Genomic DNA, 22,132 nt, shown 5'->3' on the forward strand with positions numbered 1-22,132 from the left:
AACGCGATCCGCGCCGCGATCGCGCGGATGCGCTGTCCGCGACTGTATGTGCCGAAAACCTCGGCGGCCGCACCGTCGTCGACCACACGCAACCGGACGCGGCGCAGCGTGGCCACGGTGGCGTGCGGGTGCCGGGTCATCGCGAGCACGGCCTCGATGAGGGCGGGTGCCAGCAACGGACGCAGCTGTGCCAGCGGACGGCGGCGGTCGATGACCTCGAGCACCCGGCGCAACGCCGCGTCGGCGAACAGGACCGCGCCGCGCGATGGGGCGGGCTCGGGCGGCGCCGCACGTCGCAGGTGTGCTGTTCGCACACCTGTGGCCGGTCTGCCGGATGGGCGGCGGTGCAGGCTTTTTGGCGACGGCGGTGCGCAGGCGCCCGCACCGATCGGCGGCGGTTCGCAGTCGATGACGGGCGCCACCAACGGCATTCGTCGCTCATCGGGTACGGGCGCAGCCTGGCCGGCAGGTGTGCAGAATGGTGTCACAACACGATCTCCAGTCAATCGACGAGACAGGACCCGTCTGCTGGAGAGTGGCAGACCTCTTCATGATCGCACGTCTCACAGACACCGAGACGCACCCGTGATGCGCATCCGCAGGGTTTGCCTATAGCGTGGCGGGGACTTCGGCACACGCGGTCGGACCGCGGCAGTACAGGGGAGGGACGACGTCGCGATGGTCACCCGGTTGTCGACGGCGGACGCGTCGTTCTACCACCTGGAGAACACGTCGACGCCGATGTACGTCGGATCGCTGGCGATCCTCCGCAAACCGCGCAGCGGGCTGAGCTACGAAGCCCTGCTCGCCACCGTCGAACAGCGGCTGCCACAGATTCCCCGGTACCGCCAGAAGGTGCGCGAGGTGACGTTGGGGCTGGCGCGTCCGGTGTGGGTGGACGATCCGGACTTCGACATCACGTACCACATTCGGCGGTCGGCGCTGCCTTCGCCGGGCAGCGACGCGCAATTGCACGAGCTCATCGCCCGGCTCGGGTCGCGCCCGCTGGACCGGTCGCGCCCGCTGTGGGAGATGTATTTGATCGAAGGCCTGGCCAAGAACCGGATCGCGATCTACACGAAGTCTCACCAGGCGTTGGTGAACGGGATGACGGCGCTGGAGATCGGCCACGTCATCGCCGACCGCACCCAGAAGCCGCCGGAGTTCGGCGAAGACATCTGGATCCCGTTGCGCGAACCCAGCGATCGGCAACTGTTGCTCGGTGCGCTCGGCGAGTGGATCATGCGCCCCGCCGAGCAGATGGGCGCCGTCCGCTCCGCCGTCGTCGACGTCGCGACCAACGCGGGTCAGCTGGTCAACATGGGGCGCAGGTTCGTCGACGTGGTCCGCACGGTCGCGCGGGGCACCGCGCCGAGCAGCCCGCTGAACACCACCGTCTCGCGCAACCGGCGGTTCACGGTCGCCAGCGGGCGGCTCGAGGACTTCCGCGCCGTGCGGGCCCGCTACGACTGCGATGTCAACGACGTGGTGCTGGCCGTGGTGGCCGGCGCGTTGCGCAACTGGCTGATGTCGCGCGGGGAACCGGTGACCTCGACGACGAGGGTGCGCGCGATGGCGCCCATGTCGGTGTATCCGGATGCCGAACTCGACGCGACCGGCCCGGGTCAGGCCATCAGCGAGGTGACGCCGTTCCTCGTCGACCTCCCCGTCGGTGAGGGCAACCCCGTGGTGCGGCTCTCCCAGATCGCGCACGCCACCGAGTCGGCGTCCAGCGCCGCGAGCCTGGTCGACGCGCGCACCATCGTCACCCTGTCGGGGTTCGCGCCGCCGACCCTGCACGCCATGGGTATTCGCGTCGCCACCACCTTCTCCGCGCGCCAGTTCAACCTGCTGATCACGAACGTGCCCGGTGCGCAGCACCAGATGTACGTCGCGGGCACCAAACTGCTCGAGACCTACGCGGTGCCGCCGCTGCTGAGCAACCAGGTCTTGGCGATGGGGGTGACGTCCTACAACGGCATGGTCTACTTCGGCATCAACGCCGACCGCGACGCCATGAGCGACGTCGATGTTTTGCCCGATCTGCTGCGTGAGTCGCTGGAAGAACTGCTAGAAGCCGCGCAATGACACGATCGCTGCGTTTGCCGGATTGACTCGCCCGCGGCCAGCAAGGTCGAATTGGATCACCATGACGACGAGCGCAGAGAACGAGACGACAGGAAAGACCAGGGCCGCGACGCGCCGGGCACTGAGATCGCCCACCGATCACGTGGTCCCTCACCCGGCGCTCGACCAGCCGCCCCAGGACGACGCCGCCACCCGGTCCCGCGGCGTGGACTGGATCGTCTTCGGAATCACCGCCGTCATCGCCATCGGCTTTCTGACCTGGGGCTTCGTCAGCACCTCGTCGCTGGCGTCGGCCTCGGACAGCGCGCTGACGTGGGTGATGAACAACACCGGTTGGCTGTTCGTGCTGACCGCCTCGGGTTTCGTCGTCTTCATCCTGTGGCTCGCGCTCGGCCGCTTCGGCGCGATCCCGTTGGGGCGCGACGATGAAGAACCCGAGTTCCACGGGGTGTCCTGGGTCGCGATGATGTTCAGCGCGGGCATGGGTATCGGCTTGATGTTCTTCGGGGTGGCCGAACCGCTGTCGCACTTCGCGACGCCGCCGCCCGGCACCGGTGCCGCCGGTAATCCCGAAGCCGTGCAGACGGCGATGGCCACGACGCTGTTCCACTGGTCGTTGCACCCGTGGGCGATCTACGCGGTCGTGGGCCTGGCGATCAGCTACGGCGTCTACCGCAAGGGCAGGCTGCAGTTGATCAGCGCGGCTTTCGAACCGCTACTGGGCAACCGCGCGAACGGACCCCTCGGCAAGGTCATCGACATGCTGGCGATCTTCGCCACGCTGTTCGGCTCGGCCGCCTCGCTCGGCCTCGGCGCGCTGCAGATCCGCAGCGGGCTGCAGATCGTCGGCGGTATCGGCGAAACGGGCAACACGATCCTCGTCGTCATCATCACGGTGCTCACGGTGGCGTTCGTGCTCTCGGCGGTGTCGGGGGTCGCGCGCGGCATCCAGTGGCTGTCCAACATCAACATGGTGCTGGCCCTCGTGCTCGCTCTCTTCGTATTCGTCGTGGGCCCAACGGTTTTCATCCTCAACCTGCTGCCGACATCGCTCGGTAGCTACGTGGCCGACCTGGCGATGATGTCCGCGCGCACGGGCGCCGAGGGCTCCGACGTCAACGAGTGGCTGCAGACGTGGACGATCTTCTACTGGGCGTGGTGGGTGTCGTGGACGCCATTCGTCGGGATGTTCATCGCGCGGATCTCACGCGGGCGCACCATCCGCCAGTTCGTCACCGGTGTGCTGCTGGTGCCGAGCCTGGTGTCGCTGGTGTGGTTCGCGGTGTTCGGCGGTTCGGCGATCCGCGAGCAGCAGGAGGGTGTGGACCTCGCCGGTGAGGGCAGCATCGAGGCTCAGCTGTTCGGCCTGCTCGACCAGTATCCGATCGCCACGATCGCCAGCGTTCTGGTGATGGTGCTCGTGGCGATCTTCTTCGTGTCCGGAGCCGACGCGGCTTCGGTGGTGATGGGATCCCTGTCCGAGCGCGGCACGATCAAACCCGGTCGAGGCACCGTCATCTTCTGGGGCGTGGCGACCGGTGCCGTCGCCGCGGTGATGCTGCTGGTCGGCGGCGAGGACGCGCTGAACGGCTTGCAAACCATCACGATCCTGGCCGCGTTGCCGTTCGTCGTCGTGATGGTCGGCCTGGCGGTGGGCCTGGTGAAGGACCTGCGCCGCGACCCGATGATGGTCCGCCAGCAGTACGCCAAGGAAGCCGTCGACACCGCGGTCATCCAGGGGGTCACCGAACACGGCGACGACTTCGTGATCTCGGTGGAGAAGGATCCGGCGAGCGAGAAGACGGCCGACGACTAACCTCGCCTGGTGCGCGTCTACATCCCCGCGACCCTGACCATGCTGCAACAGCTCGTTGCCGACCGGGTGATGCACGCCCGCAGCGGCACGGCGTTCGCGGTGACGCATGCGCTGCGCGAGTCTTACGCCGAAGGCGACGATGAGGAGCTCGCCGAGGTCGCGCGGCAGGAGGCCGCGATGGCCTCGCTGCGCCTGCTCGCAGGAGAAGGAGTGGGTGAGCTGCCGCCGCGGCGCGCGGTGGTGGAGGCCGAGGTCGATGACGCGACGGTTCGACCCGATCTGGACGACGCCGTGGTGCGGCTGGCGGGCCCGATCTCGTTCGACGACGTCATCGCCGCCTACGTCGACAACGCCGAGGCCGAGTCCGCGGTGCTGCCCGCGATCGAGGCCGTGGACGAGGCCGATCTCGGCGACGAGGATGCGGAGTTCGTCGTCGGCGACGCGCAGGACCACGACCTGGCCTGGTATGCGCCGCAGGAGTTGCCGTTCCTACTCGAACTGCTCTGAGCGGTCGGTCGGCCGGATCCGGTTGGATACGGGAGCGTAGGTTACGGTACCGTAGGTTCATGGCCAAGAACTACGTCAAAGTCTCGGCCAACGTCGCCGACACGGTTCGTCCGTCCGTCAACACCGGCAATCCGGGCCTGCGGGCCCTGCGCACCATCGCGAGCCGGGTCACGACGCCGCTGCTTCCCGATGACTACCTGCAGCTCGCCAACCCGCTGTGGTCGGCGCGCGAGCTGCGCGGCAGAGTGATCGACGTCCGGAGGGAGACCGACGATTCGGCGACGCTGGTCATCAAGCCCGGGTGGGGTTTCTCATTCGACTACCAGCCCGGCCAGTACATCGGCATCGGTGTGCAGGTCGACGGTCGCTGGCGCTGGCGGTCCTACTCGCTGACATCGGCCCCATCGCGCACCATCCGCACCATCACGATCACGGTCAAGGCGATGCCCGAAGGATTCTTGTCGACGCATCTGGTCGACGGGCTCGCGCCCGGCACGATCGTGCGCCTGGCCGCGCCGCAGGGCAACTTCGTCATGCCCGATCCCGCGCCGTCGAAGGTGCTGTTCCTGACCGGCGGCTCCGGCATCACGCCGGTGATGTCGATGCTGCGCACGTTGGCACGGCGCGATCAGATCACCGACATCGTCCATGTGCATTCCGCGCCAACGGAATCCGACGTCATGTTCGCCGCCGAACTCGGCGAGCTGGCCGATGCGCACGACGGCTACCGGCTGCGGGTGCGCGCAACGCGTACACACGGTCGGATGGACCTGTCGCGGCTCGACGACGAGGTGCCCGACTGGCGCGAGCGCCAGACGTGGGCGTGCGGTCCCGAGGGCATGCTCGACGCGGCCCAGCGCAGTTGGGCGGCGGCCGGGCTCGCCGAGCGTCTACACCTCGAGCGGTTCGCCGTGTCCAAGGCCTTGAACGGCCAGGTGCACGGGCAGGGCGGAACGGTGGAGTTCGCGCGCAGCGGGAAGACGGTCGAGGTGGACGCCGCGACGCCGCTGATGGAGGCGGGCGAAGAAGCAGGCATCCGCATGCCGTTCGGATGCCGCATGGGCATCTGCCAGTCGTGCGTGGTGGGCCTGGTCGAAGGCCACGTGCGCGACCTGCGCACCGGCGTCGAGCGGGAACCGGGGAGCCGGATACAGACCTGCGTCTCCGCGGCATCCGGCGATTGTGTGCTGGATGTCTGAGGTTTACTGGCTGGTAACCTACGGGTACGTAGGTTACGGTAGCGTAGGCATACGAGAGGAGGCCTGACGATGGCAATCACCGACGTTCCCGAGTTCGCGCATCTCACCGATGCCGACATCGAGAGTCTGGCCGTGGAGCTGGACGCAATCCGGCAGGACATCGAGGACTCCCGCGGTGAGCGCGACGCGCGCTACATCCGTCGCACCATCGCCGCGCAGCGGGCGCTGGAGATCGCCGGCCGCGTGATGCTGGCCGCCAGCTCGCGTCGCTCGGCATGGTGGGCGGGCACCGCGACCCTGGGCGTGGCCAAGATCATCGAGAACATGGAGATCGGCCACAACGTCATGCACGGTCAATGGGATTGGATGAACGATCCCGAGATTCACTCCTCGACGTGGGAGTGGGACATGAGCGGGGCGGCCAAACACTGGCGCTTCACCCACAACTTCATGCACCACAAATACACCAACATCCTGGGCATGGACGACGATGTGGGCTACGGTCTGCTGCGCGTGACGCGCGACCAGAAGTGGAAGCCGCACAACGTTTTCAACGTGCTGTACAACACCATGCTCGCCACGCTCTTCGAGTGGGGCGTCGGCCTGCAGCACCTCGAGATCGGCAAGATCTTCAAGGGCCGCGACGACCGCAGGGCGACCATGATCCGCCTGCGCGAGTTCGGCACCAAGGCCGGTCAGCAGGTGTTCAAGGATTACGTCGCCTGGCCCGCGGTGACCTCGCTGTCGCCGGGTGCGACTTACAAGTCGACGCTGAAGGCGAACGCGGTGGCCAACATCATCCGCAACATCTGGTCCAACGCGGTGATATTCTGCGGCCACTTCCCCGATGGCGCAGAGAAATTCACTAAGACCGACATGATCGGCGAGACCAAGGGCGAGTGGTACCTGCGCCAGATGCTCGGTAGCGCCAACTTCGAGAACGGCCCGGTGCTGCGGTTCATGAGCGGCAACCTCTGCCACCAGATCGAGCATCACCTGTACCCGGATCTGCCGAGCAATCGGCTCTATGAGATCTCCATGCGGGTGCGCGAGCTGTGCGACAAGTACGACCTGCCGTACACGACGGGTTCCTTCCTGGTGCAGTACGGCAAGACGTGGCGCACGATCGCCAAGCTGTCGCTTCCGGACAAGTTCCTGCGTGACACCGCCGACGATGCGCCCGAGACGCGCAGCGAGCGGATGTTCGCCGAGCTTGCGCCGGGCGAACGGCGTGGTCTGAAGTCGTCGATCGCCGCCGTGCGGGCCCGCCGCCGCGAGAAGCGCGCCATCCGCGCCCAGGCTCGAACCCAGCGCGCCGCCTAGCCACTGCCCCTTGAAGTTCCGCGAGCGTGCATGTTTGCACAAGACACGCCGCGGAATTTCAGCACTATGCGCACGCTGGCGGCGTGCTGAGTGTGCAGCAATGTTTGCGCGCGATGAGGTAGGCCTGCGGCGTCGGCTCGTCGTCGTCCGGATCGCGCACCAGTCGGGCGTACGGCCGAAGCCGCGCGTCCGCTAGTCGAGTACCACGGGCAGAACCCGGCTGTACGGCTCGCGGGGTCATATGGGTGGTGCACTTTAAGCACCGTCGTCGGCAGCGAGCGCCCGCAAAGTGCCGCAAATGCGCGGCGTGTCGTGTGCAAACACGGTCGCTCGCGCAGAAGGAGTCAGGCGTGGAGCGCCGACAGCAGTCGGCGGGTGGCGGCGACCCGGTCGAGCGCCGGGCCGGTCAACGTGTCGAGCGCGCACTCCGGATCGGCGGGCGGACCCATATGCCCGCAGCCGCGCGGGCAGTCCTTGATCGCCTCGGCCAGATCGGAGAATGCCAGCAGCACATCGTCGGGCTCGATGTGCGCCAGCCCGAACGACCGGATACCGGGTGTGTCGATCACCCACCCCCCGACGTCCAGCGGCAGCGCGACCGACTGGGTCGACGTGTGCCTGCCCCGTCCGATGTCGGTCACCTCGCCGGTGGCCCGTTCGGCCTGCGGCACAAGGCGATTCACCAGTGTCGACTTGCCTACACCCGAGTGGCCGAGCAGCACGGTGACCCGGTCGGCCAGCAGCGGGGCCACCGCGTCGAGCGGGTCGTCGCGGCCCGCCGTGGTGATCGTCAGATCGAGGTCGGCGAACTGCGCCGCGAACGGCCCCGGCGCCGCGAGGTCCGTCTTCGTCAGACAGAGGATCGGCTCGAGCCCACCGGCGTAGGCCGCGATCAACGCCCGTTCGACCAGCCCGGCGCGGGGTGGTGGGTCGGCCAGCGCGACGACGATCAACAACTGGTCGGCGTTGGCGACGACGACGCGCTCGGTCGGATCGGTGTCATCGGCCGTGCGGCGCAACACCGTTCGCCGATCACCGCGCCGTACGATCCGGGCCAGCGTGTCCGGCCGCCCGGACAGGTCGCCGACGATGCCGACCTCGTCGCCGACGACGATCGGGGTGCGGCCCAATTCGCGGGCGCGCATCGCGACGACGCGTTGGTTTGGGTCACCGCCGAGCGCGCATCCCCACCGCCCCCGGTCGACGGTCACCACCATCGCTTCCTGCGCGTCGGCGTGGTCGGGTCGAATCTTGGTCCGCGGCCGCGAGCCTCGGCCGGGCCGCACCCGGACGTCGGACTCGTCGTACTCGCGTCGGCTCAAGCCCGGTCGACCTCCGGCGTCTGCCCCGCAAGCATGTCGGCCCACAACTGGGGGAATTCGGGCAGCGTCTTGGCGGTGGTCTCGATGTCCTCCACCGCGACGTCGGGCACCCGCAGCCCGACGATCGCACCCGCGGTGGCCATCCGGTGATCGGCGTACGACCGCCACAACCCGCCGTGCAGTGGGCGCGCCGTGATCACCAGCCCGTCCGCGGTCTCCTCGCACTGACCGCCGAGGCCGTCGATCTCCGCCGACAGCGCTGCGAGCCGGTCGGTTTCGTGTCCGCGCAGATGCGCGATGCCCGACAGCTTCGACACCGAGTCGGGGGTGGCCAGCGCGGCCAGCGCGGCCACCGCGGGCGTGAGCTCGCCGACCTCGTGAAGGTCCACATCGATACCGCCGTAGAACTCGGCGCCACACACCTCGAGGTAGGTATCACCATGCCGCACAACCGATCCGAGCTTCTTGAGGATCGCGATGATGGCGTCGGCCGGCTGGGTGCTCGCCTTCGGCCAGCCGGTCAACCGCACGGTTCCCCCGCTGACCACCGCGGCCGCGAGGAACGGCACGGCGTTGGACAGGTCGGGTTCGATGTCCCAGTGCCGCGCGGCCACCGGTCCCGGCGATATCCGCCACTGGTTGTCGCGGCGGTCGTCGACGTCGACTCCGGCGTCGCGCAGCATCGCGACCGTCATCGCCACATGCGGCGCCGACGGTACGGTTTCGCCGGTGTGCACGACGGTCAGCCCGTCGCGAAAGCTCGCCCCGGACAGCAGCAATCCGGAGACGAACTGCGACGAACCCGACGCGTCGATCTCCACCGTCCCGCCGGAGACCGACCCATCGCCCCGCACCGCGAACGGCAGCCCGTCGCCGTCGATGTCGACACCCAGGCCGCGCATCGCATCGAGAAGCGGTGCGATCGGGCGGGCGCGTGCCTGTTCGTCACCGTCGAACGTGACCGTCGCGGTGCCCAGGGCCGCCAGCGGCGGCACGAACCGCAGCACCGTGCCTGCCAGCCCGCAATCGATGCGCGCACCGTCGCGCGGTGCGATCTGCCCGCTCACGCGTAGCTCGTCGGCGTGGCCCTCCACCGTCACGCCGAGCGCCTGCAGCGCACCGATCATCAGGTCGGTGTCGCGGCTGCGCAGCGCGCCGCGCAGCGTCGATTCGCCGTTCGCCGTGGCCAAGGCCGCCAGCACGAGCGCACGGTTCGTCTGCGACTTCGAGCCGGGCACGGTGACCGTGGCGTGCACCGGCGTCGACGCTGTCGGTGCCGGCCAGGCCTGACGTTCTTGGTGTCCGGGGGCGCTCACCGCTCCATCTTCCCCTGTCGGCTTCGCGTGCCACCATGGGATTCATGTGTGGACGTTTCGCAGTCACCACCGACCCGGCGCTGTTGGCCGAGAAGATCAAGGCGATCGACGAGACCACGTCGGCCACCTCCGACGGTAAGGACGGCTCGGGGCCCAACTACAACGTCGCGCCTACTACGACCGTCACCACGGTGGTCAAGCGCCACAGCGAACCCGACGACGACGCCAGTCGTCGGCTGCGCTCGATGCGATGGGGCTTGGTGCCGCCGTGGGCGAAGGCCACGCAGGACGGCAGCCCCGAGACCAAGGGGCCGCTGCTGATCAACGCCCGGTCGGACAAGCTGACCACCTCGCCGGTGTTCCGGAATCCCGCGAAGGGCAAGCGGTGCCTGGTGCCGATGGACGGCTGGTACGAGTGGCTGAAAAAGGGAGAGGGAAGGGCTCCGAAAATTCCCTACTTCATGTACGCCGGCGACGGCGAGCCGCTGTTCATGGCGGGACTGTGGTCGACGTGGCGACCGAAGGAGGCGGCCGAGGATGCCAAACCGCTGCTCAGTTGCACGATCATCACCACCGACGCCGCCGGCCCGCTGGCCGAGATCCACGACCGGATGCCGCTGACCATCAGCGAACGCGATTGGGACCACTGGCTCGATCCCGACGCCCCGATCGACGAGGGGCTGTTGCGCGGCCACGGCGACCTCGACCGCATCGAGATCCGTGAGGTGTCGCGGCTGGTGAACAGCGTGCGCAACAACGGCCCCGAGCTGATCGAGCCCGTCGAACCCCAGGCCGAACAAGGCACCCTGCTTTGACGCAGCCGGACCCGCCCGGCCCGTTGTCCGATGTCGCGGTCGTCGACGCGCTGGCCGCCGACCTGCGCAGCGCCGGCTACACCACCGATGGGGTGGCCGCCCTGCTCGGCGCCGACGTCGACGCGGCGTTCGCCAGGGGAGTGTGGTGGCCGGCGCTGCGGGAAACCGCCCGCGCCCTCGACAGCGGGACTCCGCAGCAGCGGCGCCTGGCGGTGCTGGTGCGCCTACTGCTGCTGGGCTCCGACGAGCCCGCCGAGCACCTCACAATGGCGCTGCCAAGTGTCGGCCTCGACGCATTGGCAGCCAGCGACGTGGTGGTGGCGACGGCCGAGGGGAGGCTGCGCGCCGTCCTGGACATCCGCCCGCACGGCGACGGCGTCAACGACTTCTTCGTGGTCTCGGATCTGGATGCCGCGATGCGCCCGGGGCCGGTGCGTCGCGATCACGTCCTCGGCATCGGCGGCGCGTCGGTCTCGCTGGCGCGGGCCGTGGTGCGCACGCCGGCCGCCCGCGCGCTCGACCTCGGCACCGGATGCGGGGTGCAGGCGCTTCACCTCAACGGTCACTGCGCGCAGATCGTGGCCACCGACACCAACGCCCGCGCGCTCGCGCTCGCCGCGGCGACCGCGCGGCTCAACGGTATGTCCTGGGATCTGCGGCGCGGCAGCCTTTTCGAGCCGGTGACCGGTGAGCGCTTCGACCTCATCGTGTCCAATCCGCCGTTCGTCGTGGGCGCCGGTGACCGCGACTACATCTACCGCGACTCCGGCCTCGCCGGAGACGCCCTGTGTCGCAACCTGATCGAGCACGTCGGCGCACACCTGGAGCCGGGCGGCACCGCGGTGGTCATGGCGAACTGGATCGTTCGCGAGGGCGAGGACTGGCGGGACCGGGTGCGCGACTGGCTCGCCGGCACCGGCTTGCACGCCTGGGTCGTGCAGCGCGAGCTCGCCGATCCGGTCAGCTATGTGTCGCTGTGGACGGCTGACGCCGGCGAGGAACCCGAACAGGCCGCGCGTCGCGGAGGGCAGTGGCTCGACTGGTTTGCCGAGGAGCGCATCACCGGCATCGGGATGGGGGTGATCGCGCTGCGCGCACCGCGCTCCGGTGCGCACCGCCCGCCCGACCACGTCCTCGAGGACATCACCGGACCCGACGAGGCGCCCACCGGCGACGAGGTCGACGCGTTCTTCGCCCGCCGCGAATACCTGCACGACACCAGCGATGACCGACTGCTCGCTGCGAGGCTGTCCACCGCGCCGGTCTTCCTCGACGAGCAGTCCCTGCCGGGACCCGACGGCTGGCAGGTCGTCGGCGCGGCGGTGCGGCGGCCCGGTGGGCCCGGTGCCGTCATCGGCGTCGACGAAATCGGGCGCGCGCTGTTGGCCGGATGTCGGGGCGAGGTGCCCCTGGGCACGCTGATCGCGATGCTGGCCGCCGCTCACGGTGTGGACGCCGACGCGCTGGCGCAAGCCGCGCTTCCCCTCGTACGAGAGGCGATCGGCCGCGGGATCCTCTACCAGTCCCACTGAGCCTTGACAGAGGATTCCTCGGTTCAACTAGAGTAATCCTCGTGCCGTCGAAGACGCGTCCCGATGCACGGAGCCGGCTACTGGAGGTCGCACGTCGCCGCTTCGCGTCCGACGGCGCGCTCTCGGCCACGCTCGACGAGGTGCGCCGCGAAGCCGAGGTGAGCGTCGGTGCGCTGTATCACCACTTCCCCGACAAGCTTTCGCTCGCGACCGCGGTTTTCGCGCAGTTGCTCGGCGAATACCAGGCCGGGTTCGTGACGATGTTGCGCGGACACGACACCGCCGAAGGCGGCATCCGCGGCGGCGTCGCCTATCACCTGCGGTGGGTGTCGGCGCACCGCGGCGAGGCCGGCCTGCTGCTCGGCCCGCGACTCGACAGCGCCGAACTGCGCGCGCACAACGACGCCTTCTTCGCCGCGGTCCGCGACTGGTGGCGCCCACACCACCGCTACGGGGCGCTACAACCCATGCAGCTCGGGGTGACGGCGGCGCTGTGGCTCGGCCCCGCGCAGGAGTACAGCCGGTACTGGGTTGCCGCAGCAGCGAAACGGATACCGCCGGGGACTATCGAGATCTTCGCCGACGCCGCGTGGACGGCGTTGCGCGCCAACGAGACCGAGGAGGTTCGCTCATGACCGATTCGCTGTACCGATCGATGGTGGCCCGCGGTGACGACGCCGACGCTCCGGTGCGGGTACGCGTCGAGCACCGCGGGGACAGGGCCGTGGTCACGCTCGACGAGCCGCGGCGGCTCAACGTGCTGTCCGCCCCGCTGGTTCGACAGCTGCGGCGCGCCCTGACCGACCTCGACGCGGACCCGGACGTGCGTTCGGTGGTGCTCACCGGCGCCGATCCCGGCTTCAGCGCGGGAGGCGACCTGAAGATGATGGACGCGGCGATCGACCAACTCGGCGCCGAGGAGGGCGCGGCCGACATCTGGCGCTGGATCCGGCGCGAATTCGGCGGTATCGCGCGGTTGATCGCGGGCTCCGAGACGATCTTCGTCGCGGCGCTCAACGGCGCGGCGGCGGGCGTCGGGCTGGCCTGGGCGCTGACGTGCGACCTCGTGATCGCCAGCGAGCGCGCCGTCGTCGTGCCCGCATTCGGCAAGCTCGGGCTGATCCCCGAGGTCGGCACCAGTTGGGCGCTGACCCGGCGCCTGGGCTACCACGGTGCGCTGGCCTACTACCTGCGCGGTGAACACATCGACGCGCGCGAGGCGCAGCGACTGGGCCTCGTGCAGGAGGTCGTCGAGCACGATCGCCTGCTCGCTGCCGCCGACGAGTGGTGCTCGCGGATCGGCGCCATGCCGCCGCACGCGGTCGCGATGACCAAACCGCTGTTGCGGGCGGCCGCCGATGCCGACTGGGCCGATGCCCTCACCTTGGAGGAGTTCGCCGAACCGTCGTGTTTCACCACCGCCGCCTTCGCAGGCAGCGTGCGATCGATGCTGTCCTGAGGCCGCTGCGGCGCCCGGTACCCCGCCGATATTTCCCGCATTTGCCTGATCAGCTCGGAATGGGCATTAACATAGTGCGGACAGGTCGAGTCAGGGGGTCGGTGTGGTCAGTGCGGTGAAGAAGGTCTTGAGCTTCGAGATGACCCTCGCCGAATGGATCGGCACCGGGCTCATCCTCGCCGCACCCTACGTCGTGGTCGGCATCGGCTGGACGGCCCTGCGCCTGGACCGACTCGATGGCAGCGGGCTCACCTGGCTGGTCCAGTTGATCGGCTCCGTCGCGTTCTGGCCCGCGCTCGTCTTCTCGGCGGTGTGCGTCGGATGACGGACCGCTACCGCATCTCCGCCCGGCGCCGCACCGCCCGATGGGACCCCGAAGCGGTGGTTACCGCCGCGGAGGCGATGGACTTCTGGGCGTTCGCCGCGGGCGCCGCCAACGTCGTCATGCAGCTGTCCTGGCCGGAGGTCGGCTACGGCGTCGCGGAGAGCAAGGTCGACTCTGGGAACCTGCTCAAGCATCCGTGGAAGCGGGCGCGGACGACGTTCCAGTACCTCGCCGTGGCGGTGCTCGGCACGCCCGATGACCGCGCGGTGTTCCGCGAGGCCGTCAACACCTCGCACCGGCACGTCAAGTCGACCGACGAGAGCCCGGTGCGGTACAACGCCTTCGACCGGGACCTGCAGATGTGGGTGGCCGCTTGCCTTTTCGTCGGCCTGGAGGACACCTATCAGCTCCTGCGCGGCGAGATGACGCCCCAGCAGGCCGAGCAGTTCTATCGCTCCGCGTGGCCGCTGGGCACCACGCTGCAGGTCACCGAGGACCAGTGGCCGCCGACCCGCGCCGAGTTCGACGACTACTGGCGGACCGCGTGCGAACGGGTCAAGATCGACGACCGGGTTCGCGGATACCTGATGCACATGCTCGACCTACGCATGATCAATCCGCTTCTGGGGCTGCCGTTCCGCCCGCTGTTGAAATTCCTGACCGCCGGGTTCCTCGCGCCGGTCTTCCGCGAACAGATGGGCCTGCGCTGGAGCGGGTTCCGCCAGTTCCTCTTCGAATCGCTGTTCCTCACAGTCGCTTTCGTCAACCGTTTCATGCCGGTGTTCATTCGCCAGGGTGGCAGCTATGTGCTGCTCGGCGACGTCCGCCGCCGGGTCCGCACGCACAAGGCGCTGGTGTGACCGCGCTGCGCCGCCTGCTCAGTCGTCGCATCAGCGTCGAGGCGATGCTCGAACTCGGAATGTGGTTGGCGATCCCGTACCTGTTGATCGGTTTGGTGTGGGCGTTCTTCGACGCCGAGCAGGTGCAGCTCATCGACACCGCGTTCCGCACCCGGATGCCGGCCGGTTCGGACATCGGCGCGTTCATGGCGACAGCGCTGTTCTGGCCGGCCAACCTGGTCGGCTTCGAACTCTGCGTTCCCTGACGATCGCGTGACCGCGATGTCACGATGAGCCGATGACGGGCCCGATCGACGACGACGCGCTGGCGGGGTACCCGGTCGTCGCCGGTACGGTGCCGCGACCGGTCTTCTCCCAACAACGTTGGTGCGACCTGACTTTCCTGCACTGGCCGGTGGGCCCGGACACGGTCGCCTCGCTCTACCCGCCGGGCACCCGCCCCGACGTCTTCGGTGACGGGCTCACCTACGTCGGACTCGTGCCGTTCCGGATGCGCGGTACGACGCTGGGGCGGGCGGTGCCGCTGCCGTACCTCGGCACCTTCGCCGAGACCAACGTCCGGTTGTACTCGATCGACGAGTCGGGCCGCCACGGGGCGGTGTTCCGTTCGCTGGAGACCGCCCGGTTGGCGGTCGTTCCCACGCTGCGCCTCGCCCTCGGCATCCCCTACACCTGGGCGAAGATGCGCATCGACAGGACGGCCGACACCGTCACCTACACCAGCGAGCGGCGGTGGCCGCACCGCGGATTGCGCAGCGTCGTCACCGTGCGCGTCGGCGAGGTGGTGACACCCACCCCGCTTGAGGTGTGGCTGACCGCCCGCTGGGGCGCGCACACCCGCAAGGCGGGCCGCACGTGGTGGGTGCCCAACGAACACGACCCGTGGCCGCTGTGCGCCGCCGAAATCATCGGCCTGCGCGACGATCTCGTCGCCGCCGCCGGAGTCTCCCCCGCGGGCCCGATGCTGCGGGCGCTGTTCACGACGGGCGTGCAGGCGCGGTTCGGGCGCCCGTGCGTCGTCGCCTGACTACGGACCCGTGTATCCGGGCGGGTTGGGGGTGTCCACCCAGAGGTCGACCCCCAGTTCCGCACCGGGAACGCAGTTGTACACCGACAGGTCGGTCACCCCGGAGTCCAGCAGCACGTCCTCGCACAGCAGCGGCTGACCGGTGAACTCGCGCGCGGGCTTGGTGAGGACCACGTACGCCGCGTCGGCGTAAACGTCGGGCTTGCGGGCACGGCCCATCGCCTCGTCGCCACCCAACAGGTTCTGCACGGCCGCCGTGGCCACCAGCGTGCGCGGCCACAACGTGTTCGAGGCGATGCCGGCGTCGCGCATCTCCTCGGCGATCGCCAACGCGCACAACGACATTCCGTACTTAGCCATCATGTAAGCGGTGGGCTTGAGCCACTGGGGCTCCAGGCGAACCGGCGGCGACAGCGTCAGGATGTGCGGGTTCTCCCGGCCCATCATGTGTGGGATGCACGCCGCCGAGACCGCGTAGGTGCCGCGCACCTGGATGCCGTTCATCAGGTCGAACCGCTTCAGGGGCACGTCGGTGATCGAACCCAGGTTGATCGCCGAGGCGTTGTTGACGCAGATGTCGATGCCGCCGAACTGCTCGACGGTCTTGGCGACCGCCGCTTCCACCGAGTCACCGTCGCGGATGTCGCCGACGATCGGCAGCGCCTGCCCGCCGGCTTCCTCGAGTTCCTTGGCCGCGGTGTAAACCGTGCCCGGCAGTTTGGGGTGGGGCTCGGCCGTTTTCGCGATCAACGCGATGTTGGCGCCGTCGGCGGCCGCGCGCTTGGCGATCGCCAGGCCGATGCCGCGGCTCGCGCCGGAGATGAACATGGTTTTCCCGGACAACGCTGCTTGTGCCATGCGTCTCACCCTAGAGCCGCGAAACGGTATTCCAGCAGGCCCCCGCTCGGCTTTTCTCTGCCGGAAGACGGTTTCGCGGACCGTCAGGCACAGATGTCCGCGGTGACGGCGTCGGTCAGCCGGACGAGGTCCTGCGGCGCCACCGCGACGTCCCAGCCGCGTTTGCCTGCGCTGCACAGCACCCGGTCCCAGGCCAGCGCGCTCTCGTCGACGACCGTCGGCAGCGGCGTGCGCTGGCCCAGCGGGGAGATGCCGCCGATCACATAGCCCGTCGACCGCTCGGCCGCCGCGCGTTCGGCCATCGTGGCCTTGGGCACGCCCAGGGCGGCCGCGGCCGCCTTGAGCGAGAGCTTGGTCGGCGCCGGCAGCACCGCGACGCCGAGCCCCTTGGGCAGCGTGAGCACCAGCGTCTTGAGGATCTGCGCGGGCTCGACGCCCTCGGACTTCGCGAGCGCGTCCACGGCCTCGTCGCCGAACGACGCGTTGCGAGGGTCGTGGCGGTACCGCAAGACCTCGTGCGCGACGTCGGCGGCCAGCAGGGCCGCAATCGCCGGAGTTGCTGCGCGTGGCACCGCGTCAGCCTAGTGCGATGCGCGTACGTCGCGATTCGGGGAACAACCGGGGGCCGTGCCGCTGTTATTGACGGTGGCTGTACCGCGGCGAAGGTTCGCGGACAGAAAACATGTCGGTCTCAACCTCTAGGATGAGTGAAGGGGGTCAGGTGCCAACGCTGGCCATGGACTTTCCAGTGCTCTCGATGAATCTATCGGGATTGTTCGCTGGCACCGCGACAGAAGGGACGGTGTTCCCCACGATGACCGACTCCGACGGGTCAACGCGAGATTCGACGCCGGAGGCTCCGCAGGAGACCGACGCCGAACTGACCGCGCGATTCGAGCGCGACGCGATTCCGCTGCTCGACCAGCTCTACGGCGGTGCGCTGCGGATGACGCGCAACCCCGCCGACGCCGAGGACCTGTTGCAGGAAACCATGATCAAGGCCTACGCCGGCTTCCGCTCCTTCCGCGAGGGCACCAATCTCAAGGCGTGGCTGTACCGCATCCTGACCAACACCTACATCAACAGCTACCGCAAGAAGCAGCGCCAGCCGGCCGAGTACCCCACCGAGGAGATCACCGACTGGCAGCTGGCGGCCAACGCCGAGCATTCCTCGACCGGATTGCGCTCGGCGGAGGTCGAGGCGCTCGAGGCGCTGCCGGACAGTGAGATCAAGGAAGCGTTGCAGGCGTTACCCGAGGACTTCAGGATGGCTGTGTACTACGCCGACGTCGAAGGCTTCCCATACAAGGAGATCGCCGAGATCATGGACACGCCGATAGGCACAGTGATGTCCCGGTTGCACCGGGGCAGGCGGCAGCTCCGTGACTTGCTGAGCGACGTGGCCCGCGACCGCGGGTTCATCCGGGGAGAGCAGATGGACACACCCGAGGAGGTCTCGTCGTGAGCTCGTTCCCTGACGATGAGCGATGGCAGCCCCCCGTCGGCCCGATCGACCCCGAACATCCCGAATGTGCCGCGGTCATCGCCGAGGTGTGGACGCTGCTGGACGGCGAATGCACTCCTGAAACGCGCGACAAGCTGCGCCATCACCTCGAGGCATGCCCCGCATGCCTGCGGCACTACGGCGTCGAGGAGCGGGTCAAGAACCTGATCGCGAAGAAGTGTGGGGGCGAGAAGGCCCCGGACAGCCTGCGTGAGCGGCTGCGCATCGAGATCAGCCGCACCACCATCATCCGGCGCGGTTAACGCCGGAGATCACCTCTGGGCGCGTCAGCGCACCGACTTCGAACCGGCGTTGGGCCGCTTGCCGTGATTGGCCTTCGAGTGCTTGCGGTCACGCTTCTTACGGCCACGCTTGGCCATGGTCTACCTCCGAATGCTCTGCGGGATTGCTCGGCCCGTATCCACCGGGCACGTTCAAACCATTGTCTCATGACCCGGCGACAGCGCTGACAAGCCGGTCGTGTGGTTCGATGTATGCCGAAACGCATACGGCAGCGAAGAGTAATGGGGTGATGATGGCCGAGGACGTTCGCGCTGAGATCGTGGCCAGTGTGCTCGAGGTCGTGGTGAGCGAGGGCGATCAGATCGGCGAGGGGGACACCCTGGTGCTGCTGGAGTCGATGAAGATGGAGATTCCGGTGCTGGCCGAGGTCGCGGGCACCGTCAGCAAGGTCAGCGTCTCGGTCGGCGACGTCATCCAGGCCGGCGATCTCATCGCGGTGATCAGCTGATCAGCGCGGCCTCGTGACACCCCGCCGGAAGTAGTTCGCGATGTCGACCCTCGGTGACCTGCTCGCCGAGCACACCATGCTGCCCGGCAATGCGGTCGACCATCTGCACGCAGTGGTGGGCGAGTGGCAGTTGCTCGCCGACCTGTCCTTCGCCGACTACCTGATGTGGGTGCGCCGCGACGACGGCGCCCTGGTCTGCGTGGCCCAGGTGCGGCCGAACACCGCCCCGACGGTGCTGCTGGCCGACGCGGTCAGCACGCTGGCCGACGCCGATGCGATGCCGGTTGTGACCGCGGCCTTCACCAGGGGCGACATCGTCGTGGGAGACGGTGCGGGACAACAGGTTTCCCCTGGACTCAACGTGGAAGCCGTCCCCGTGCGGTACAAGGACGAGGTCGTCGCGGTGCTGACCCATCAGACCGCGCTGGCAGCCAGGAAGGCCAGCCCGTTGGAGTCGGCGTACCTCGACTGCGCGGGCGACCTGCTGCACATGCTCTCCGAAGGCACCTTCCCCAATGTCGGCGACATCGCGATGTCGCGGTCGAGTCCACGCGTGGGCGACGGCTTCATCCGGCTCGACGAGGACGGCGTGGTCACCTTCGCGAGCCCCAACGCGATCTCGGCCTACCACCGGATGGGCCTGGCCGCCGAGCTGGGCGGCCACAACCTGGTCACCGTCACCCGTCCGCTCATCGGCGACCCGTTCGAGGCGCAGGAGCTGGCGAACCACGTGCGCGACTCGCTGGCGGGCGGATCGAGCATGCGCATGGAGGTCGACGCGGGCGGCGCGGCGGTGCTGATGCGCACCCTGCCGCTGGTGGTGCACGGCAAGCCCGTAGGCGCCGCGGTGCTGATCCGCGACGTGACCGAGGTCAAGCGTCGCGATCGGGCGCTGCTGTCGAAGGACGCCACGATCCGCGAGATCCACCACCGGGTGAAGAACAACTTGCAGACCGTCGCCGCACTGCTGCGGCTGCAGGCCCGGCGCACCAACAACGACGAAGGCCGCGAGGCGCTGATGGAGTCGGTGCGACGGGTGTCGTCGATCGCTCTGGTGCACGACGCGCTGTCGATGTCGGTGGATGAGGAGGTCAACCTCGACGAGGTGGTCGACCGCATCCTGCCGATGATGAATGACGTTGCCGCCGTTGACAGCCCGATCCGCATCCACCGCGTCGGCGACCTCGGTGTGCTCGATGCCGACCGCGCCACCGCGCTGATCATGGTGATCACCGAGCTGGTGCAGAACGCGATCGAGCACGCCTTCGAACCCGGGGCCCGGGAGGGGAGCGTCACGATCCGGGCCGAACGGTCGGCGCGATGGCTGGACGTCGTCGTGCACGACGACGGCCGCGGGCTGCCCGACGGGTTCAGCCTGGAGAAGTCCGACCGGCTCGGCCTGCAGATCGTGCGGACGCTGGTGTCGGCGGAACTGGACGGGTCGCTGGGCATGCACGAGGTGCCGACCGGGGGGACCGACGTGGTGCTGCGGGTGCCGCTGGGCCGGCCGCGGCGTGCCGCGCAGTAGGACAACCGCGCAATTCGCGAATCGGCCAATTGCGTCGCTAAATGGCTATTAGTGCATTGGCAGAAAAATACGGCCCCGACGAATGTCGGGGCCGTAGTTGTTTGGTTCTGGTGAAGCTCAGACTCCGCTGCGAGCCTTGGTGCGGGCGTTGCGACGCTTGAGCGCGCGACGCTCGTCCTCGCTCATGCCGCCCCAGACGCCAGCATCCTGTCCGGACTCCAAAGCCCAGGTCAGACACTCGGTGGTCACCGGGCAGCGGTTACAGACGAGCTTCGCGTCGGCGATCTGAGCGAGCGCCGGGCCGCTGTTTCCCACCGGGAAGAACAGTTCCGGATCCTCATCGCGACAGACCGCCTTGTGGCGCCAATCCATTAGATCAAACTCCTCGTCAGATACGTCACCTGTGCGCAGCACGACGCACGGCATTTTGTTCGGCTGTTTAACGCGTGCACATTGAATGTTTCTGCAACGTTGCTTCGATGCTTTCACAGGCTGGACAGATGTCAATACTCGCGAGTTAACAAGTGCGCAATGTCACTAGGCCGGTGGCGTCGCACGCCGTGCACTCGTCTGTACTAGACTCGATCCAACTGCGCCCAGAATCCTACGCTTGGGCATCATCATCGCAGGTCAGGGAGGTCCGCCGGGGCGGGCGCCAGCACTCCGAGCGCATCGGGAACCGCGGTGAACATCATCGAGTCTCTAAGTCCGACGTAATCGCCGTCGATCTGGCAGGCGACCGGCGCATCGCTGGTCACCTGCAGCCACGGAAGGTCGTCGTCGCGGACCAGGTGTTTTGCCTCGATACGGGCCTTCTTCGACAACATCCGTCGCACCAGCATCAAGTTTGCCCACACGTTCATGCTGGTCGTGGCGAAAAGTCCGAGCCCCGTCTCGAACGTCGTCATCGGGTTGGTCCACACCGGCCTGGCGTTGGCGTACGTCCACGGGCTGGCGTTGGACACGAACGCGAAGTGGACGCTGCCGACCGGCTCGCGGTCGGGCAGATGCAGCGTCAGCGACGGTTCCTTGCGGGTGCTCGCCAGCACCTCGCGGATGGCCACGCGCACGTAGCGGGAGGCGGTCACCGCGCGTCCCTTGGCGCGCTGCGCCTCGACGGCCGCCACCACGTCCCCGTCCACGCCCATTCCCGCCGTGAACACACCCCAGCGCTCACCGCAGTCCATCAGACCGATGCGCCGCCACGTCTTGCGACGGCGGTACTCCGACAGCAGGTCGATCAGCTGATTGGTTGCCTCGATGGGATCGGGGCTGATGCCCAGCGCCCGTGCGAAGACGTTGGCCGAACCACCAGGGACCACACCGACGGCCGGTGCGGCGGCGCCGGGCCCGCCGACCTCCAGCACTCCGTTGACCACTTCGTTCACCGTGCCGTCGCCACCGTGCACGATGAGCACGTCGACGCCCTCGCGGGCCGAGTCGCGGGCGATCTCGATGGCGTGGCCGCGGTGGTCGGTATGGACGACGGTCAGCTTCACCCGGCTCTCCAGGGCGTGGGCCAACAGGTCACGGCCGGCCGCGGTCGTCGAGGTCGCATTCGGGTTCACGATCAGCACGGCGCGCACGGGGTCCGAGCCTACTGAACGGGTCCGGCGCGCCCCTCTACGCTCGAGGGCGTGATCGTTCCATCGCCCACGACGGTGCGCCAAGCCGCGGTCCTCGTCGCCTTGGAGGGCGCGGCTGCGCTGGTGGCGGCGCTGGTGTACGTGGTGAGCGGGTTCGGCCTGGCCGAGGAGTCCGGCCTCAACAAGTACGGGACCGCGCTGTGGTTCGCGCTCATGGGCGGCGGGGTGCTCGCCGCGGGATGGGCGTTGTGGACGGGCAGGCGCTGGGGTCGCGGCATCGCGGTGTTCGCCCAACTACTGCTGCTGCCGGTCGTCT

The 22,132-nt window shown here is 68.5% G+C and carries 25 protein-coding genes and 1 pseudogene; 18 read left to right on the forward strand and 8 right to left on the reverse strand.

From position 1 onward, the window contains the following. On the reverse strand, positions 1–431 hold a 431-nt coding region (locus tag A5698_RS14680), incomplete at its 3' end, for an Rv3235 family protein (protein WP_068298119.1). 247 nt (positions 432–678) lie between these two features. On the opposite strand from A5698_RS14680, the gene A5698_RS14685 reads away from it, so the two are divergent. From A5698_RS14685 to A5698_RS14705, 5 genes are all read left to right on the forward strand, one after another. Then, positions 679–2,088 carry a WS/DGAT/MGAT family O-acyltransferase gene (locus tag A5698_RS14685; RefSeq protein WP_068298122.1) on the forward strand — a complete coding sequence of 470 codons (1,410 nt, stop codon included), beginning with the start codon at positions 679–681 and terminating at the stop codon, positions 2,086–2,088. 61 nt (positions 2,089–2,149) lie between these two features. After that, positions 2,150–3,904, forward strand: a complete 1,755-nt coding sequence (locus A5698_RS14690; RefSeq protein WP_068298125.1) for a BCCT family transporter — start codon at positions 2,150–2,152, stop codon at positions 3,902–3,904. Between the two features lie 6 nt (positions 3,905–3,910). Next, positions 3,911–4,411, forward strand: a complete 501-nt coding sequence (locus tag A5698_RS14695) for a DUF6912 family protein (RefSeq protein WP_156613876.1) — start codon at positions 3,911–3,913, stop codon at positions 4,409–4,411. A gap of 59 nt (positions 4,412–4,470) precedes the next feature. Further along, positions 4,471–5,610, forward strand: coding sequence for a ferredoxin reductase (locus tag A5698_RS14700; RefSeq protein WP_068298128.1), 1,140 nt, complete (start codon positions 4,471–4,473; stop codon positions 5,608–5,610). A gap of 69 nt (positions 5,611–5,679) precedes the next feature. Further along, positions 5,680–6,933, forward strand: a complete 1,254-nt coding sequence (locus tag A5698_RS14705) for a fatty acid desaturase family protein (RefSeq protein ID WP_068298131.1) — start codon at positions 5,680–5,682, stop codon at positions 6,931–6,933. Positions 6,934–7,277: 344 nt separating this feature from the next. Here the strand turns inward: A5698_RS14705 and rsgA are convergent, their stop codons facing one another. Next, positions 7,278–8,255, reverse strand: a complete 978-nt coding sequence (gene rsgA / locus A5698_RS14710) for a ribosome small subunit-dependent GTPase A (protein WP_068298134.1) — start codon at positions 8,253–8,255, stop codon at positions 7,278–7,280. Further along, a complete protein-coding gene (gene aroA, locus A5698_RS14715) occupies positions 8,252–9,571 on the reverse strand; it encodes a 3-phosphoshikimate 1-carboxyvinyltransferase (RefSeq protein ID WP_068298137.1) in 1,320 nt (439 codons plus the stop codon). Before aroA ends, rsgA begins: the two co-directional genes overlap by 4 nt. A gap of 44 nt (positions 9,572–9,615) precedes the next feature. On the opposite strand from aroA, the gene A5698_RS14720 reads away from it, so the two are divergent. The 8 genes from A5698_RS14720 to A5698_RS14755 all read left to right on the forward strand — a co-directional run bounded on the left by A5698_RS14720 (position 9,616) and on the right by A5698_RS14755 (position 15,589). Then, positions 9,616–10,386: an SOS response-associated peptidase gene (locus A5698_RS14720; RefSeq protein WP_068298173.1), complete on the forward strand. Its 771-nt coding sequence runs from the start codon at positions 9,616–9,618 to the stop codon at positions 10,384–10,386. Further along, positions 10,383–11,918 carry a DUF7782 domain-containing protein gene (locus A5698_RS14725; RefSeq protein ID WP_068298140.1) on the forward strand — a complete coding sequence of 512 codons (1,536 nt, stop codon included), beginning with the start codon at positions 10,383–10,385 and terminating at the stop codon, positions 11,916–11,918. The genes A5698_RS14720 and A5698_RS14725 overlap by 4 nt, the downstream gene beginning before the upstream one ends. Positions 11,919–11,959: 41 nt before the next feature. After that, positions 11,960–12,553, forward strand: coding sequence for a TetR/AcrR family transcriptional regulator (locus A5698_RS14730; RefSeq protein WP_068298143.1), 594 nt, complete (start codon positions 11,960–11,962; stop codon positions 12,551–12,553). Then, the gene (locus tag A5698_RS14735) at positions 12,550–13,377 is read left to right on the forward strand and encodes an enoyl-CoA hydratase/isomerase family protein (protein ID WP_068298147.1); all 828 of its coding nucleotides are present in this window, start codon (positions 12,550–12,552) and stop codon (positions 13,375–13,377) included. The genes A5698_RS14730 and A5698_RS14735 overlap by 4 nt, the downstream gene beginning before the upstream one ends. 103 nt (positions 13,378–13,480) lie before the next feature. Beyond that, positions 13,481–13,702: a hypothetical protein gene (locus A5698_RS14740; RefSeq protein ID WP_231967411.1), complete on the forward strand. Its 222-nt coding sequence runs from the start codon at positions 13,481–13,483 to the stop codon at positions 13,700–13,702. Next, complete coding sequence (locus A5698_RS14745; RefSeq protein ID WP_068298149.1) at positions 13,699–14,562, forward strand: oxygenase MpaB family protein; 864 nt, start codon at positions 13,699–13,701, stop codon at positions 14,560–14,562. The genes A5698_RS14740 and A5698_RS14745 overlap by 4 nt, the downstream gene beginning before the upstream one ends. After that, positions 14,559–14,807 carry a hypothetical protein gene (locus tag A5698_RS14750; RefSeq protein WP_156670765.1) on the forward strand — a complete coding sequence of 83 codons (249 nt, stop codon included), beginning with the start codon at positions 14,559–14,561 and terminating at the stop codon, positions 14,805–14,807. The genes A5698_RS14745 and A5698_RS14750 overlap by 4 nt, the downstream gene beginning before the upstream one ends. Positions 14,808–14,839: 32 nt before the next feature. Next, on the forward strand, positions 14,840–15,589 hold the full coding sequence (locus A5698_RS14755; protein WP_068298152.1) for a YqjF family protein: 750 nt from the start codon (positions 14,840–14,842) through the stop codon (positions 15,587–15,589). Here the strand turns inward: A5698_RS14755 and A5698_RS14760 are convergent, their stop codons facing one another. Together A5698_RS14760 and A5698_RS14765 are read right to left on the reverse strand one after the other, a co-directional pair. Continuing rightward, complete coding sequence (locus tag A5698_RS14760; protein WP_084792453.1) at positions 15,590–16,447, reverse strand: SDR family oxidoreductase; 858 nt, start codon at positions 16,445–16,447, stop codon at positions 15,590–15,592. It abuts the gene before it with no gap. Between the two features lie 83 nt (positions 16,448–16,530). Further along, a complete protein-coding gene (locus A5698_RS14765) occupies positions 16,531–17,019 on the reverse strand; it encodes an aminoacyl-tRNA deacylase (RefSeq protein WP_068298158.1) in 489 nt (162 codons plus the stop codon). A 242-nt stretch (positions 17,020–17,261) separates the two neighbouring features. Between A5698_RS14765 and A5698_RS14770 the strand changes: the two genes are divergently transcribed. After that, positions 17,262–17,912 (forward strand): sigma-70 family RNA polymerase sigma factor, encoded by a 651-nt coding sequence (locus A5698_RS14770; protein WP_197506780.1) that lies wholly within the window; start codon positions 17,262–17,264, stop codon positions 17,910–17,912. A 44-nt stretch (positions 17,913–17,956) separates the two neighbouring features. Then, entirely contained in the window at positions 17,957–18,214 is a 258-nt protein-coding gene (gene rsrA, locus A5698_RS14775; protein ID WP_231967412.1) for a mycothiol system anti-sigma-R factor, read from the forward strand. Positions 18,215–18,238: 24 nt separating this feature from the next. Here rsrA and A5698_RS29995 read toward each other — a convergent pair whose 3' ends face one another. Next, positions 18,239–18,331 (reverse strand): 50S ribosomal protein bL37, encoded by a 93-nt coding sequence (locus tag A5698_RS29995; protein WP_003882799.1) that lies wholly within the window; start codon positions 18,329–18,331, stop codon positions 18,239–18,241. Between the two features lie 155 nt (positions 18,332–18,486). Here A5698_RS29995 and A5698_RS14780 point away from each other — a divergent pair, with 155 nt between their 5' ends. Beyond that, positions 18,487–18,702, forward strand: coding sequence for a biotin/lipoyl-binding carrier protein (locus A5698_RS14780; protein WP_043414713.1), 216 nt, complete (start codon positions 18,487–18,489; stop codon positions 18,700–18,702). A 40-nt stretch (positions 18,703–18,742) separates the two neighbouring features. Further along, on the forward strand, positions 18,743–20,230 hold the full coding sequence (locus tag A5698_RS14785) for a sensor histidine kinase (protein ID WP_068298166.1): 1,488 nt from the start codon (positions 18,743–18,745) through the stop codon (positions 20,228–20,230). A gap of 117 nt (positions 20,231–20,347) precedes the next feature. Here A5698_RS14785 and whiB1 read toward each other — a convergent pair whose 3' ends face one another. Both whiB1 and A5698_RS14795 read right to left on the reverse strand, forming a co-directional pair. Further along, entirely contained in the window at positions 20,348–20,602 is a 255-nt protein-coding gene (gene whiB1 / locus A5698_RS14790) for a transcriptional regulator WhiB1 (RefSeq protein ID WP_014208822.1), read from the reverse strand. 248 nt (positions 20,603–20,850) lie between these two features. After that, positions 20,851–21,816, reverse strand: a complete 966-nt coding sequence (locus A5698_RS14795; RefSeq protein WP_068298170.1) for a diacylglycerol/lipid kinase family protein — start codon at positions 21,814–21,816, stop codon at positions 20,851–20,853. Between the two features lie 51 nt (positions 21,817–21,867). Between A5698_RS14795 and A5698_RS14800 the strand changes: the two are divergent. Further along, a pseudogene (locus A5698_RS14800) lies at positions 21,868–22,132 on the forward strand (hypothetical protein); the annotation flags it as partial.

The sequence above is a fragment of the Mycobacterium sp. E136 genome, assembly GCF_001666865.1.
Classification (GTDB): domain Bacteria; phylum Actinomycetota; class Actinomycetes; order Mycobacteriales; family Mycobacteriaceae; genus Mycobacterium.

Excerpts from the sequence above, each read along its gene's own strand:
- A5698_RS14745 (WP_068298149.1), top strand. The coding sequence starts at position 13,699 with ATGACGGACCGCTACCGCATCTCCGCCCGGCGCCGCACCGCCCGATGG.
- A5698_RS14690 (WP_068298125.1), top strand. The coding sequence starts at position 2,150 with ATGACGACGAGCGCAGAGAACGAGACGACAGGAAAGACCAGGGCCGCG.
- A5698_RS14735 (WP_068298147.1), top strand. The coding sequence starts at position 12,550 with ATGACCGATTCGCTGTACCGATCGATGGTGGCCCGCGGTGACGACGCC.
- A5698_RS14685 (WP_068298122.1), top strand. The coding sequence starts at position 679 with ATGGTCACCCGGTTGTCGACGGCGGACGCGTCGTTCTACCACCTGGAG.
- A5698_RS14770 (WP_197506780.1), top strand. The coding sequence starts at position 17,262 with ATGACCGACTCCGACGGGTCAACGCGAGATTCGACGCCGGAGGCTCCG.
- A5698_RS14720 (WP_068298173.1), top strand. The coding sequence starts at position 9,616 with ATGTGTGGACGTTTCGCAGTCACCACCGACCCGGCGCTGTTGGCCGAG.
- whiB1 (WP_014208822.1), bottom strand. The coding sequence starts at position 20,602 with ATGGATTGGCGCCACAAGGCGGTCTGTCGCGATGAGGATCCGGAACTG.
- A5698_RS14780 (WP_043414713.1), top strand. The coding sequence starts at position 18,487 with ATGGCCGAGGACGTTCGCGCTGAGATCGTGGCCAGTGTGCTCGAGGTC.
- A5698_RS14785 (WP_068298166.1), top strand. The coding sequence starts at position 18,743 with ATGTCGACCCTCGGTGACCTGCTCGCCGAGCACACCATGCTGCCCGGC.
- A5698_RS14760 (WP_084792453.1), bottom strand. The coding sequence starts at position 16,447 with ATGGCACAAGCAGCGTTGTCCGGGAAAACCATGTTCATCTCCGGCGCG.
- A5698_RS14700 (WP_068298128.1), top strand. The coding sequence starts at position 4,471 with ATGGCCAAGAACTACGTCAAAGTCTCGGCCAACGTCGCCGACACGGTT.
- A5698_RS14755 (WP_068298152.1), top strand. The coding sequence starts at position 14,840 with ATGACGGGCCCGATCGACGACGACGCGCTGGCGGGGTACCCGGTCGTC.
- A5698_RS14705 (WP_068298131.1), top strand. The coding sequence starts at position 5,680 with ATGGCAATCACCGACGTTCCCGAGTTCGCGCATCTCACCGATGCCGAC.
- A5698_RS29995 (WP_003882799.1), bottom strand. The coding sequence starts at position 18,331 with ATGGCCAAGCGTGGCCGTAAGAAGCGTGACCGCAAGCACTCGAAGGCC.